Here is a 13,630-nt window from a genome sequence, read left to right as displayed (position 1 = left end):
CGTCATAAAAGCGGTGGAGTACACGTCTATGACAGCATCAACCCAACGGCCCGCGACTTCCGGTCGCTCCCGGGCCAGTGCGATTTTCCGGGTCACCTCGGGCAACTTCCTCGAACAATTCGACTTCTTCCTGTTCGGCTTTTACGCCACGCAGATCGCTGCCGTGTTCTTCCCGGCCAGCAGTGAGTTCGCCTCGCTGATGATGACCTTCGCGGTGTTCGGCGCAGGCTTTCTGATGCGACCGTTGGGCGCCGTGGTACTGGGCGCCTACATCGATGATGTGGGTCGGCGCAAAGGGTTGATCGTCACTTTGTCGATCATGGCCAGCGGCACGATTTTGATCGTGCTGGTGCCGGGCTATGAAACCATCGGGTTGTTCGCCCCGGCCATCGTGTTGATCGGCCGCTTGCTGCAAGGCTTCTCGGCTGGCGCAGAAATGGGTGGCGTCTCGGTGTACCTCTCGGAGATCGCCACGCCCGGCAACAAAGGCTTCTTCACCAGTTGGCAGTCGGCCAGCCAGCAAGTGGCGATCATTGTCGCGGCGGCGTTGGGCTATGGCCTGAACCAATGGATGGCGCCAGCGATGATTGCCGACTGGGGCTGGCGAATTCCGTTTTTCGTCGGTTGCATGATCGTGCCGTTCATTTTTTTCCTGCGCCGCAACCTTGAGGAAACCGAAGCGTTCGCCGCCCGAAAACACCGCCCGAGCATGGGCGATGTATTTCGCACATTGGCGCAGAACTGGGTGATCGTGTTCGCCGGGATGATGATGGTTGCCCTGACCACCACCGCGTTTTACCTGATCACCGTGTACGCACCGACCTTCGGCAAGACCGTGCTGCACCTGAGCACGTCTGATGCGCTGCTGGTGACCTTGCTGGTGGGCGTTTCGAACTTCTTCTGGCTGCCGATGGGTGGCGCGCTGTCCGACCGCATCGGCCGTCGTCCGGTGCTGATTGCCATGGCCCTGCTGACCTTGGCCACGGCGTATCCGGCACTGACCTATCTGGTGCAGGCGCCAAGCTTCATCAACATGCTGTTGGTGCTGCTGTGGTTGTCGTTCATTTACGGTTTGTACAACGGCGCGATGATTGCCGCGCTGACGGAAATCATGCCGGTCGAAGTTCGGGTTGCCGGTTTTTCCCTGGCTTATAGCCTGGCCACGGCGGTATTCGGTGGTTTCACCCCGGCGATATCGACCTTCCTCATCCAGTACACCGGCGACAAGGCTGCGCCCGGTTACTGGATGAGTTTCGCCGCGCTCTGTGCCCTGTGCGCGACGCTGTATCTCTATCGCCGTTCGACCGGTCGCCTGCAATCGGCGATGTCCTGAATCCTTCCGGAGCACATGACCATGAAGAAGCTATTCAATTTTGCTGCCCTGACGTTGCTGGTCAGCCTGGGGCTGAGCACCGTCGCCCAGGCCGAAGAGATCCGCGTGATGACCTCTGGCGGTTTCACCGCGGCCTACAAAATCCTCGGTCCGAAATTCGCCGCCTCCACGGGTAACACACTGGACACCGCCCTTGGCCCTTCGATGGGCAAGGCGCCGGAAGCGATCCCCAATCGCCTGGCTCGCGGTGAAAAGGCCGACGTAGTGATCATGGTCGGCTACGCCCTCGATGACCTGATCAAGCAAGGCAAAGTCGATCCCGCCTCACGGGTCGAGCTGGCGGACTCGCGGATCGGCCTGGTGGTACGTGAAGGCGCGCCGAAACCGGACATCAGCTCTGTCGACGGCCTGAAAAAGACCTTGCTCGACGCGAAGTCCGTGGCCTATTCCGACAGCGCCAGTGGCGTATACATCGAGGAGCAATTGTTCAAACGGCTGGGCATTGAAGACCAACTCAAACCCAAGTCGACGATGGTCCCGAAAATCCCGGTGGGTTCGGTGGTTGCCACCGGTGACTATCAACTGGGCTTTCAGCAGGTCAGCGAGTTGCTGCCGGTGCCGGGCGTGAGTTTTGTGGCGAAGATTCCGGAATCGGTGCAGTCGGTGACGCGTTTCGCCGCCGGCATTCCGGTGGGGGCGCAACACCCGGCGCAAGCCAAGGCATTGCTGGAATACCTGGCCTCCACCGCCGCTCAACCGGATGTGAAAGCCACCGGGCTGGACTCAGTCAGCCGCTGACCTGGACTTTCATTTCCACCACCAGCCGTTCCAGTTCCAGTGCCGCCGGGGTCAAGGTGCGACCCCGGCGCTTGATCAAACCGACACTGCGCATCACCTGCGGATCGGTCAGCGGCACCCGTGTCAGGATCGGGTGATCCGCCGCCGGCATCGCCATCAACGGCACCGCTGCCACGCCCAACCCCGCTTCGACCAAACCGATCATCGTCGTCACATGCCGGGTTTCGCAGATGCTTGACCGCTGCGGCACGATACCCGTGAGCGCCTGATCCAGCAGAAAGCGATTGCCGGACGTCTTGTCCAGCGAGATGTAGTCCTGCTGATAAAACTCATCCCACGTCACGCTGGCGCGTGCGGCCAACGGATGATCGCGCCGGCACGCCACCACATAACCTTCCTGTACCAGCGGCTCGAACTCCACTTCCGCCTCCAGGGTGCCCATGAAACTCAGGCCGAAATCCGCCTCGCCGTTGACCACCGCACTCAGCACTTCGTGGGCGCTGGAATCGAGGACCTTGACCTTGATCCGTGGAAACTGCCGGTGGTAGTGCGCGATCACTCGCGGCATGAAGTAGTAAGCCGCGGAAGGCACGCAGGCGACGGTGACGTGACCGAGGCGGGTCGAGGCGACTTCGCTGATGCCCAGTAGCGCCACGTCCAGGTCGTCCAACAGACGCTCGACGCTCGGCATAAAACCGCGTCCGGCCTGGGTCAGGCTGACCTTGCGGGTGGTGCGCTCGAACAACCTCACACCGAGGGCGTCTTCGAGCTTTTCAATGCGCCGGCTCAGCGCCGGTTGGGAGATGCGCACCGTGTCGGCGGCCTTGCGAAAGCTGCCCTGCTCCACCACGGCGCGAAAGGCTTGCAAGTCGTTAAGGTCGAAGTTGATGGCCATGATGCGCACTCGGGAAGCGGGACAGATTGATCAGCCTATCGCATAAATGTAACTAATTAATGCAACATGTAACTATATTTTCGTCGCCCTTCAGGCCGCCTTCGCGAGCAAGCCCGCTCCCACATTTGTTTGTGGCGTGCAGAGATACTGTGTCCACCACAGATCTATTGTGGGAGCGGGCTTGCTCGCGATAGCGGTGGGTCAGGCAACATCGTTGTATGTTCATGGCTGACGCATGAAGCATCACCCTTTATCCTTGTCCCCCCGCCGTACCGAGTGAATGGAGTTTTTGTCATGCCCCATGAAGGCAACCTGTTGCAAGCCGCTGTCGTGTTTCTGTTCGCGGCGGTGCTCACCGTTCCCTTGGCCAAGCGCCTGCAACTGGGGGCGGTACTGGGTTATCTGTTTGCAGGGGTGATCATCGGGCCGTCGGTGCTGGGCCTGATTGGCAATCCGCAAAGCGTCAGCCACATTTCCGAACTCGGGGTGGTGTTGCTGCTGTTCATCATTGGTCTTGAACTGTCGCCGCGACGTTTGTGGGTGATGCGCAGATCGGTGTTCGGCGTCGGCCTGGCGCAAGTGCTGCTGACGGGCTCGGTGATTGGTGTGCTGGCGTTGTTCGTGTTCGGCCAACCGTTGAACAGCGCGATCGTGCTGGGCTTGGGCCTGGCGCTGTCGTCCACGGCGTTCGGTCTGCAAAGCCTGGCCGAGCGCAAGGAACTGACCAGTCCCCACGGGCGCTTGGCATTCGCGATTCTGCTGTTCCAGGACATCGCCGCTATCCCGTTGATCGCCATGGTGCCGTTGCTGGCGGGCGGCGATCACACCAGCAGCGCTGGGGAAGGCCTCAATCACGGCTTGCGCGTGCTGGGCAGCATCGCGGTGATGGTGATCGGTGGGCGATACTTGTTGCGGCCGGTATTCCGGGTGGTGGCCAAGTCCGGTTTGCCGGAAGTCTCCACGGCCACCGCGTTGCTGGTGGTGATGGGCACGGCGTGGCTGATGGACCTGGTCGGCGTGTCGATGGCGCTGGGGGCCTTCCTCGCCGGCTTGCTGCTGGCGGACTCCGAATACCGCCACGAACTGGAAGCGCAAATCGAGCCGTTCAAGGGATTGTTGCTGGGGCTGTTTTTCATCAGTGTCGGCATGGGCGCCAACCTGAGTCTGCTCCTGAGCGCGCCGATCACGGTGCTGGGCCTGACCCTGTTGCTGATCGCAATCAAACTGCCGCTGCTGTTTGTTGTCGGTCGGCTGGCGGGTGGTCTGGGCAAGGTCAGTGCGATTCGCCTCGGCATCGTGCTCGCGGCCGGTGGTGAATTTGCGTTTGTGGTGTTCAAGATCGGCCGCGACCAGGGCCTGTTCGAGCCGAACCTGTACGACTTGCTGGTGCTGACCATCACGCTGTCGATGGCGGTGACGCCACTGCTGTTGCTGGTGTGCGCGCGACTGGTCAGGCCAAAGGTTCAACCGGTGGTGGTGCCGGAGAAATTCCGCGAGATCGATACCGACACACCGCGCGTGGTGATCGCCGGCATGGGCCGCATGGGGCAGATCGTTGCGCGGATTTTGCGCGCGCAGAACATCAAGTTCGTCGCCCTCGACACCTCGGTGGAAACCATCGAACTGTCGCGCAGCTTCGGCGGTGTGCCGGTGTTCTACGGCGACCCGATGCGCCCGGAGATCCTCAGTGCGGCCAAGGTCGAGCAGGCGGAATACTTTGTCATCGCCACCGACGACCCGGACACCAACATCAAGACTGCCGAACTGGTGCATAAACTCTACCCGCACATCAAAATCATCGCCCGGGCGCGTAACCGTCAGCATGTGCATCGGCTGGTGGACCTTGGCGCCGAGGCCATTCGGGAAACCTATTACTCGAGTCTGGAAATGAGCCGGCGCACGCTGGTCGGCCTGGGGCTGACCCAGGCCCAGGCCGATGCGCGGATCAAACGCTTCAAGCATCACGACGAACAGGTGCTGGAGGCCCAGCATGCGGTTTATGACGATGCGGCGAAGGTCTTGCAGACGGCGCAGGAAGCCCGGGCGGAACTGGCGAGATTGTTTGAGTCGGATCAGTTGGAAGAACAATCAGGCAAGGCATAACTGATCGCCCCCACGCTCCCCCACAGCCGATCGTTCCCACGCTCTGCGTGGGAATGCCGCCCGGGACGCTCCGCGTCCCTTCGCAAGTCGTGACGCAGAGCGTCACAGGATGCATTCCCACGCAGAGTGGGAACGATCGACATAAGGAATCCACAATGGCTGCTGACCAACCCGCCCCCGCCCTGAAAGAAATCTTCAACGCCGACCGCCTCAAGCACATCGCCACCGAAATGACCGCCGTCTACCCCGCGTTCAACGCCAAGGCCTTCCTGAAACTGGCCAACGACGGGCTAGGCGAATTATCCATCATGCAGCGCATGGCCCGGGTCAGCGAGTGCCTGCACACCGTCCTGCCGTTGAACTATGAGGAAACGCTTGAACTGCTACGCGCCCTCGCCCCGCGGCTGAACAGCGGCTTCGTCAGCATCTCATTACCGCATTACGTTGCGACCTACGGCGGACATGCCTTCGAGCAGTCCATGGACGCCCTCAAGTACTTCACTGCGTTCGGCTCTTCGGAATTTGCGATCCGCTATTTCTTGCGCAGCGACATCGAACGCTCCCTGGCGGTCATGCATGAGTGGTCCCTGGACCAAAACGAACACGTCCGCCGCCTGGCCAGCGAAGGCAGCCGACCGCGCCTGCCATGGTCGTTTCGACTGGAACAGATTCAGGCTGACCCAACATTGGCGGCGGAAATCCTCGACAACCTCAAGGCCGACGACAGCCTCTACGTGCGCAAGTCCGTGGCGAACCATCTCAACGACATCACCAAGGATCATCCCGAATGGGTGCTGGACCTGATCGAAGGCTGGTCGCTGGACAACAAACACACGGCATGGATCGCCAAACACGCCCTGCGCAGCCTGATCAAACAAGGCAATCAACGCGCGTTGGCGATCATTGGCGCGGGCGGCAAGCCTGAGGTCGAGATCATCGATGTGAAGGTGCAACCGGCGGTGATTCGTCTGGGTGAAAAAATCACCCTGTCCTTCGCCGTGAAATCCACGGTCCAGGACAGTCAGCGACTGGTGATCGACTACGCAATCGATTACGTAAAAGCCAGCGGCAGCACGTCGGCGAAGGTGTTCAAGCTCAAGGCGCTGACGCTTCCCGGCAAGGCGACCGAATCCATCGTCCGGGGTCAGCACATCAAGGAACTCACCACCCGCCGGCATTACGCGGGTCATCACGCCGTGCACATTCTGGTGAACGGCGAGCGCCTGGCCAGCACCGGGTTCGAGATTACCGCTGACGCTGATTGACCGTATTAGCGGATCGACCGGGCAGCATGCGCGTCAGGGTGTTGTCACGGACCCAATAGTGATGGAACAACCCCGCCGCCGCGTGCAAGCCGATCAGCCAGTAACCGGCGCTGCCGAGCAATTCGTGCCAATGCTTGAACTGCTTCGCCAGGTCCGGATCGACGGCCACCAGCGATGGCAGGAAAAAATCAAAATAAGGCATCGGCTTGCCACCTGCCGACAGCATCAGCCAGGCCAATAATGGCGTGGCAATCATCAGCCCATACAATGCCAGGTGCATCAGGTGCGAAACGCCTGTCTGCCACACGGGTAACGCCGGCGTGATGGGCGGACGCGGGGCGAGCCGCCCGAGCAAGCGCACCCAGACCAACACAAAAATGCTGAACCCGAACAAGCCGTGCAGCCCCAGGAACAGGCTCTTCAACGCATGCCCGCGGGGCAACAGCCCTTTGATTTCGATGCAGGCATACACGCCAACAAACAGCGCAAGCATCAGCCAGTGCAAAGTGATCGAGAGTTTTCCATACCGGTGAGCGAGTGCATCGCGGGTCATAACAAGCCTCGTGAATATCATTGTGACTGGCGACTCATTCGCGCAGCCCGGGGCGACACCCTGCCCGCCCAGTCTTAAGACAATCTGAAGACAGGCCCGACCGATCTTTTGGCCTCCTTCAGGTTTCGTTAAGAAATGCCTCCGATACTCCTTCCACACTGACCTGGGGAGGCGTTTTCCAATGCCCGATTTTAACTGGAACATCCCTCTGCCCCTGCATTTCGGCCAAGCCGAAACCCCGCAGATGAGTTTGGCCAGAGCCCTGCCGGACGAGCCCCTGCGCCCCGTCTTCGAAGCCTTTATCCAGCAACGCTTCCGTAAGGCCCACGGTGCCGACATCCGTCATTTCATGCCGGAGCTGTTCGGCATGAACAACGCGTCAGGTGAACTGTGTGCAGTGGCCGGCGTGCGTCTGGCGAATAGCGAACCACTGTTTCTGGAACGTTACCTGGACGAACCGATCGATCCGCTGATCAGTGTCGCGGCCGATTGTGCAGTAGACCGCGCGGGTATCGTCGAGGTGGGCAACCTGGCCGCCACCGACACCGGCAGTGCGCGAATGAGCATCATCGCCATCACTTACCTGCTGGCCATGGGCGGCCTGGAATGGGTGACGTTCACCGGCAACATCGGCCTGGTGAACAGCTTCCACCGTCTGGGCTTGAAACCCGTGACCTTGTGCGCCGCCGATCCTGCGCGGCTGGGCGACGACCGCCATAGCTGGGGCAGTTACTACGAGAGCAAGCCCTGGGTGCACGTTGGCAACATCCGCGCCGGCTTCATCCATTTGCGCAATATCGGGATGTTCAATCGCTTGGGGTTGCCATCGTCCATCGAGGAATCCAGCCATGTCGCCTGAAATGGAGCGTTTCAAACAGACCCTGCGCAGCCATGCCGAACGTAAGTCCAATGCCATCGCCCTGTGGGGCGATCACCTGAAACTGGACTACGCCACGCTGTACGCAGAGGTGATGTATCGCCAGCAGCGTCTGCGCGATGAAAGCGTCAAGGTAATTGCACTGGCACTGGACAATGGCGTCGAAGCCATGCTCTGGGACCTGGCGGTGCTGTTTGAAGGTTTGACCTGCCTGACGTTGCCACCTTTTTTCAGCCCGGCTCAACGTAAACATTGCCTGAAGCAAAGCCAGGCCGCCCTGGTGATTGCCGAGCCAGCACTGGAAGGCGAATTGCAAACGGCCGGTTATGAGAAAGCCGGCGAGTTCTGGCGCCGTACCTTCAGCGGCCCAAGTCGGATGCCCGAAGGTACCGCCAAACTGACCTTTACCTCGGGCACCACCGGCACCCCCAAAGGCGTGTGCCTGAGCGCCGAAAGCATTCTGCGGGTCGCCCGCGAACTGGATCAGGCCAGCAAGCCCACCGATCCACAGCACCACCTCGCACTTTTGCCACTGGCGATCCTGCTGGAAAATATCGGCTGCTATGCGGCGCTGTACGCCGGCGCAACGCTGAGCCTGCCCAGTCAGAAAACCCTGGGTATTGAGGGTGCCAGCAGTGTGGATGTGCCGCGACTGCTCGGATGCCTGGCCACCCGTGCCCCCGAGAGTTTGATCCTGGTGCCGCAGTTGCTGTTGATGCTGGTCAGCGCCGCCGAGCAAAAAGCCTTCAGCCCCCACGCGTTGCGTTTTGCCGCGGTGGGTGGCGCACGGGTTAGTGAAGAATTACTGCTCCGTGCGCAACGGATCGGCCTACCGGTTTACGAAGGCTACGGACTGTCCGAGTGCGCGTCGGTGGTGTGCCTCAATCGGCCAGAAGCGCGCCGCCCTGGCAGTGTCGGCCGGCCCCTGCCCCACGTGGACATTCGCCTGGCCGACGACGGCGAAGTGCTGATCAAAGGATCGACCTTGCTCGGTTATCTCGGCGAGGCGCCGCACACCGATGAATGGTGGCCCAGCGGCGATCTTGGCGAGTTCGACCCCGAAGGTTTTCTCTACCTCAAGGGGCGCAAGAAACATCAATTCGTCACCAGTTACGGCCGCAATGTGAACCCGGAATGGGTCGAGGCCGAATTGACCCAACGCCGTCATATCGCCCAGGCCTTTGTCTACGGCGAAGCCATGCCGAGCAACCACGCGCTGCTCTGGCCCCATCGCCCCGATTGCACCGACGCAGAACTGGCCGCCGCCGTGGCCCAAGCCAACGAAGCCTTGCCCGATTACGCCCAGGTCCATCTGTGGACACGCCTGGATCAACCATTCACATCCGACAACGGTCTGCTGACCGCCAATGGCCGACCACGCCGGGACGCCATCGTCGAGCGTTACCGCTCGCAACTGACTGAAGCTGTCTTTTCAGAGGAATCTGCGTCATGAGCTTTTTCGACACATTGCAAGAAGCCACCCAGCAAGAACGCCACGAGCTGTTCAATCTGCCCATCATTCGCGACGCCCTCGAGGGCAAGGTCAGCCTGGAAAGTTACCGGGCCTTCCTGGCGCAAGCCTATTACCACGTGCGCCATACCGTACCGCTGATGATGGCGTGCGGTGCCCGTTTGCCGTCGCGCCTGGAATGGCTGCGTAAAGCGGTGTGCGAGTACATCGAGGACGAATACGGCCACGAACAATGGGTCCTCGACGACATCCAAGCCTGCGGCGGCGACAAAGAGGCCGTGCGCGACGGTCGTCCGTCCTTGTCGATCGAATTGATGGTCAGCTTCCTCTACGACCTGATTGCCCGGGGCAACCCGGTCGGCCTGTTCGGCATGGTCAACGTGCTTGAAGGCACCAGCATCGCCCTGGCCACTCATGCCGCCGACAGCATTCGCGAACGCCTGGACCTGCCGCAAAGCGCTTTCAGTTACCTCAGCTCCCATGGTTCGCTGGATATCGAGCACATGCACACCTATCGCCGACTGATGAACACCCTCGATGATCCGGCCGACCAGGCGGCTGTGATTCACGCCTCCAAGGTGGTGTACACGCTTTACACCGACATGTTCCGCGGTTTGCCACGCGATGGGGAGAACCTGCATGCGCCTGTCTGAGGCTCGCGTGGTACTGACCGGCGCCAGCGGCGGTATCGGGTTGGCGATTACTACCGCCCTGTGCGCCAGTGGCGCCCGGGTATTGGCCGTGGCTCGGCATCGGGAACCGTTGGCGCCTTTGCTCGAACGCTATCCGCAGCAGTTGTGCTGGATCGGCGCCGACCTGACGTTCCTCGCCGACCGCCGCAAAGTACTGGCCGCCGCCGAAGCCATCGGCGGCATCAACCTGCTGATCAACGCCGCCGGGGTCAATCACTTCGCCATGCTCGAGCAGCTCGATGACAGCGACATCAACGCCATGCTGGCAGTGAACATCAGCGCGCCGATCTGCCTGACCAAGTTATTACTGCCGTTGCTCAAGCAAGCTGAAAGCGCGATGGTGGTGAACGTCGGTTCGACCTACGGCTCCATCGGCTACCCCGGTTACGCCAGCTATTGCGCCACCAAGTTTGCCCTGCGGGGTTTTTCCGAAGCCCTGCGCCGGGAACTGGCCGACACCCGGGTCGGCGTTTTATACGTCGCGCCACGGGCTACCCGCACCAGCATGAACAGCCCGGCGGCACAGGCCTTGAATGACGCGCTCAAATCCAGTGTCGACGATCCTCAAAAAGTAGCCTCGGCGGTGATCCACGCGATTGCCGGAGACCACCGTGATTTGTACCTGGGTTGGCCGGAACGCTTTTTCGTGCGCCTGAACAGCCTGTTGCCAAACCTGGTGGATCGCGGCCTGCGCAAGCAGTTGCCACTGATCCGTCGCCTGAGTCAGAAGCCTGATAACGAGAATCTCAAGCCATGAAAAAACTCTTTGCTTGCTTGCTGTTGGGCGCCTTGAGCCACAGCGCCTGGGCGCTGGGCGCCGCCGATCAACAACGTCTCAATGGCATCCAGCAAAGCTGGGCTCATATTCAATACGAACTGCCGGCCGAGCAGCGCACCGCTGCATTCGAAAAACTCGCCGGCCAGGCGTCGGCGTTCACTCACGAACGCCAATCGGTGGCCGAAGCCTGGATCTGGTCCGGAATCGTCACCAGCAGTTGGGCCGGTGCCCAGGGCGGGCTCGGTGCGCTGAGCAAGGTCAAGGACGCGAAAGTCGACCTGGAGAAAGCCCTGGCCCTGGACCCAAAAGCCCTGCAAGGCTCGGCCTACACCAGCCTCGGCGCACTGTACGACCGCGTACCGGGCTGGCCCATCGGTTTCGGCGACGCCGACAAGGCCGAACAATTGCTCAAGCAGGCCTTGCAACTGAACCCGAACGGCATCGATAGTCTGTACTTCTGGGGCGATCACCTCTACCGTCAAAAACGCTACAGCGAAGCCCGGGGCGCCCTGCAAAAAGCCCTGCAAGCGGAGCCAAGGCCAGGCCGGGAAACCGCCGACGCCGGGCGGCGCAAAGAGATCGAAGCATTGCTGGCGGACGTGAACAAGAAACTCAACTGACAGGAGTCCGTGTGCGCTTATTACTGGTTGAAGATGACGTGGCCCTGGGCGAAGGCATCCATCAGGCCCTGGGCCGCGAAGGTTACACAGTTGATTGGGTGCAAGACGGCATCAGCGCCTTGCATTCGCTGCTCAGTGAATCCTTCGACCTGGCAGTGCTCGACCTCGGCCTGCCGCGCATGGACGGGCTGGAAGTGTTGCGCCGTCTGCGTGACAGCGGCTCCAACCTGCCCGTGCTGATCCTCACCGCGCGGGACGCCACCGAAGACCGTATCGCCGGGCTCGATGCCGGGGCTGACGATTATCTGATCAAACCCTTTGATCTTGCCGAACTCAAGGCACGTCTGCGAGCCTTGCTGCGGCGCAGTGCCGGCCGCGCGCAGATGCTCATCGAACACGCTGGCATCAGCCTCAACCCTGGCACCCAGCAAGTCAGTTATTTGGGCGAACCGGTCGCGCTGACGCCCAAGGAATATCAACTGCTCCACGAATTACTCTCGCCGCCGGGCCGGGTCATGACCCGCGATCACTTGATGCAGTTGCTTTACGGCTGGAACGAAGAAGCCGAAAGCAACACCCTGGAAGTGCACATTCATCATCTGCGCAAGAAATTTTCCACCGATCTGATCCGTACCATTCGCGGTGTCGGTTATCTGGTGGAGGAGCGTCGATGACGTCCATTCGGCACCGTACCCTGACGCTGATCATCGGCCTGATGCTCGCGGGTCTGGCGGTGATCAGCGTGTTCAACTGGCACGACAGCAACCACGAAATTGCCGAAGTCTATGACGCTCAACTGGCGCAGAACGCCCGGCTGCTGCAGGGTGTGATGCGCATGCCGCTGGCCAGCAAGGAACACGCCGAGCTGTATCAGGCATTCAACAGGGCCTTGGGCGAAGCGGCGCCAGGAAGCGATGGCCATCCTTATGAAAGCAAGATTGCCTTTCAGGTCTGGAATCGTAAGGGCGAAGTGCTGGTGCACACCGCCAGCGCGCCCTCCTTCACCACGCCCCCGTCGACACCCGGCTTCAGCGATGTGGTCGATCTGAATAACAACCACTGGCGCGCGTTCATGCTGGAAGACAAACCAACTGATGTGCGGATCTGGGTGGGCGAACGCGGCGATGTGCGGTCGGAGCTGGTGGACCGGATCCTGCGCCATACCCTGTGGCCCAATGTGCTGGGCAGCCTGATTCTGGTGGCGATGGTCTGGCTGGCCATTGGTTGGGGCCTCAAGCCCCTGGCCGATATGGCGGCGACGCTGCGCGCACGGCACAGCGGTTCTCTGGAACCGCTGCAACTGACCCCGCTGCCCAACGAGCTCGAACCGATGCAAGCGGCGCTCAATCGCATGCTCGCGCAGATTCAGGAAGTGCTCGGCCGCGAGCGGCGCTTTATCGCCGACGCCGCCCATGAAATGCGCACGCCCCTGGCGGTGTTGCGGGTGCATGCGCAAAACCTGTTGGAGGCCGGCACCGAACAAGAGCGCAGGGAATCCCTGGCGTTTCTGATTTCGGGCGTGGACCGAACCAGCCGTTTGGTCAACCAATTGCTGACCATGGCTCGCCTTGAACCCACAGCCGTAACGCCGGTGCCGCACACCATCGACCTGACTCAAACGGTGCGCGACAGCCTGGTTCAGCTCACGCCCTGGTTACTGAGCAAGAACCTTGAACTGGCCTTCGACGTCACTGACCGGCCCCTGAAAGTAATCGCTGACGCCGCCGCCATCGACATCGCCCTGAATAACCTGATCAGCAACGCGGCAAATTTCTCCCCCGCGCACGGCGTCATCACCGTGCAGCTGGATCAGGCTGACGGGTTTTATTTATTGAGTGTCGAAGATCAGGGACCGGGCATCGACGAAGCGGAACGCGGCCGGTTGTTCGAACGTTTTTACAGCCGAGGGAACGTCCAGGGGGCGGGATTGGGTCTGACAATCGTCAACACCATTGCGACTCGGCTGGGTGGACGAATTACCCTGGTCAACCGGCCGGAGGGCGGGTTGCGGGCAACGCTGTCGATTCCGGACGGCCAGTCCCGCACGCCTTTACAGCGCACCACGCGCGAATTGCCGCCGAATGCTTGAGTGATCACAAGCGGGGTCTCGCCAGATAATGCGCAACCAATGCCCAGCGCAAACTCGCCGTTAATCAGCAACGATTGAAGCTATCGCGAAGCGCTCTAAAGAACTGTCATATCTAACAGGTCACATTCAGTTTGGCCGGGGCTAAGCTGCGCCCAC

The 13,630-nt window shown here is 61.0% G+C and carries 13 protein-coding genes; 11 read left to right on the top strand and 2 right to left on the bottom strand.

Annotation, left to right across the window (positions count from 1 at the left end):
• Nucleotides 1–28: 28 nt before the first annotated feature.
• Nucleotides 29–1,333, top strand: a complete 1,305-nt coding sequence (locus KW848_RS19910) for an MFS transporter (RefSeq protein ID WP_218537824.1) — start codon at nt 29–31, stop codon at nt 1,331–1,333.
• 21 nt (nt 1,334–1,354) lie between these two features.
• A complete protein-coding gene (locus tag KW848_RS19905; protein ID WP_218537823.1) occupies nt 1,355–2,131 on the top strand; it encodes a substrate-binding domain-containing protein in 777 nt (258 codons plus the stop codon).
• Here KW848_RS19905 and KW848_RS19900 read toward each other — a convergent pair.
• Complete coding sequence (locus KW848_RS19900; protein ID WP_218537822.1) at nt 2,121–3,026, bottom strand: LysR family transcriptional regulator; 906 nt, start codon at nt 3,024–3,026, stop codon at nt 2,121–2,123. The genes KW848_RS19905 and KW848_RS19900 overlap by 11 nt on opposite strands.
• Before the next feature lie 294 nt (nt 3,027–3,320).
• Here KW848_RS19900 and KW848_RS19895 point away from each other — a divergent pair, with 294 nt between their 5' ends.
• Nucleotides 3,321–5,129, top strand: coding sequence for a monovalent cation:proton antiporter-2 (CPA2) family protein (locus tag KW848_RS19895; protein WP_218537821.1), 1,809 nt, complete (start codon nt 3,321–3,323; stop codon nt 5,127–5,129).
• Between the two features lie 155 nt (nt 5,130–5,284).
• Entirely contained in the window at nt 5,285–6,394 is a 1,110-nt protein-coding gene (locus tag KW848_RS19890; RefSeq protein WP_218537820.1) for a DNA alkylation repair protein, read from the top strand.
• Here the strand turns inward: KW848_RS19890 and KW848_RS19885 are convergent.
• Complete coding sequence (locus KW848_RS19885; protein ID WP_218537819.1) at nt 6,375–6,947, bottom strand: cytochrome b; 573 nt, start codon at nt 6,945–6,947, stop codon at nt 6,375–6,377. The two genes, KW848_RS19890 and KW848_RS19885, sit on opposite strands and share 20 nt — an antisense overlap.
• A 181-nt stretch (nt 6,948–7,128) precedes the next feature.
• Here KW848_RS19885 and KW848_RS19880 point away from each other — a divergent pair, with 181 nt between their 5' ends.
• Genes KW848_RS19880 through KW848_RS19850 form a run of 7 tightly spaced genes read left to right on the top strand, consistent with a single transcriptional unit; the run spans nt 7,129 to nt 13,474 of the window.
• Entirely contained in the window at nt 7,129–7,806 is a 678-nt protein-coding gene (locus KW848_RS19880; protein ID WP_111452539.1) for a thermostable hemolysin, read from the top strand.
• On the top strand, nt 7,796–9,277 hold the full coding sequence (locus KW848_RS19875; protein WP_218537818.1) for an AMP-binding protein: 1,482 nt from the start codon (nt 7,796–7,798) through the stop codon (nt 9,275–9,277). The genes KW848_RS19880 and KW848_RS19875 overlap by 11 nt, the downstream gene beginning before the upstream one ends.
• The gene (locus KW848_RS19870; protein WP_218537817.1) at nt 9,274–9,948 is read left to right on the top strand and encodes a TenA family transcriptional regulator; all 675 of its coding nucleotides are present in this window, start codon (nt 9,274–9,276) and stop codon (nt 9,946–9,948) included. Before KW848_RS19875 ends, KW848_RS19870 begins: the two co-directional genes overlap by 4 nt.
• Nucleotides 9,935–10,744, top strand: a complete 810-nt coding sequence (locus KW848_RS19865) for an SDR family oxidoreductase (RefSeq protein ID WP_218537816.1) — start codon at nt 9,935–9,937, stop codon at nt 10,742–10,744. The genes KW848_RS19870 and KW848_RS19865 overlap by 14 nt, the downstream gene beginning before the upstream one ends.
• A complete protein-coding gene (locus KW848_RS19860) occupies nt 10,741–11,385 on the top strand; it encodes a tetratricopeptide repeat protein (RefSeq protein WP_218537815.1) in 645 nt (214 codons plus the stop codon). The genes KW848_RS19865 and KW848_RS19860 overlap by 4 nt, the downstream gene beginning before the upstream one ends.
• 11 nt (nt 11,386–11,396) lie before the next feature.
• Entirely contained in the window at nt 11,397–12,059 is a 663-nt protein-coding gene (locus KW848_RS19855; RefSeq protein ID WP_218537814.1) for a response regulator, read from the top strand.
• Entirely contained in the window at nt 12,056–13,474 is a 1,419-nt protein-coding gene (locus tag KW848_RS19850) for an ATP-binding protein (protein WP_218537813.1), read from the top strand. Before KW848_RS19855 ends, KW848_RS19850 begins: the two co-directional genes overlap by 4 nt.
• Nucleotides 13,475–13,630 lie beyond the last annotated feature (156 nt).

The organism is Pseudomonas sp. PDM25, from assembly GCF_019219045.1.
Taxonomy (GTDB): domain Bacteria; phylum Pseudomonadota; class Gammaproteobacteria; order Pseudomonadales; family Pseudomonadaceae; genus Aquipseudomonas.
Note: the sequence above shows the minus strand (reverse complement) of the source record. Positions and strands in the feature narration are given on the sequence as shown.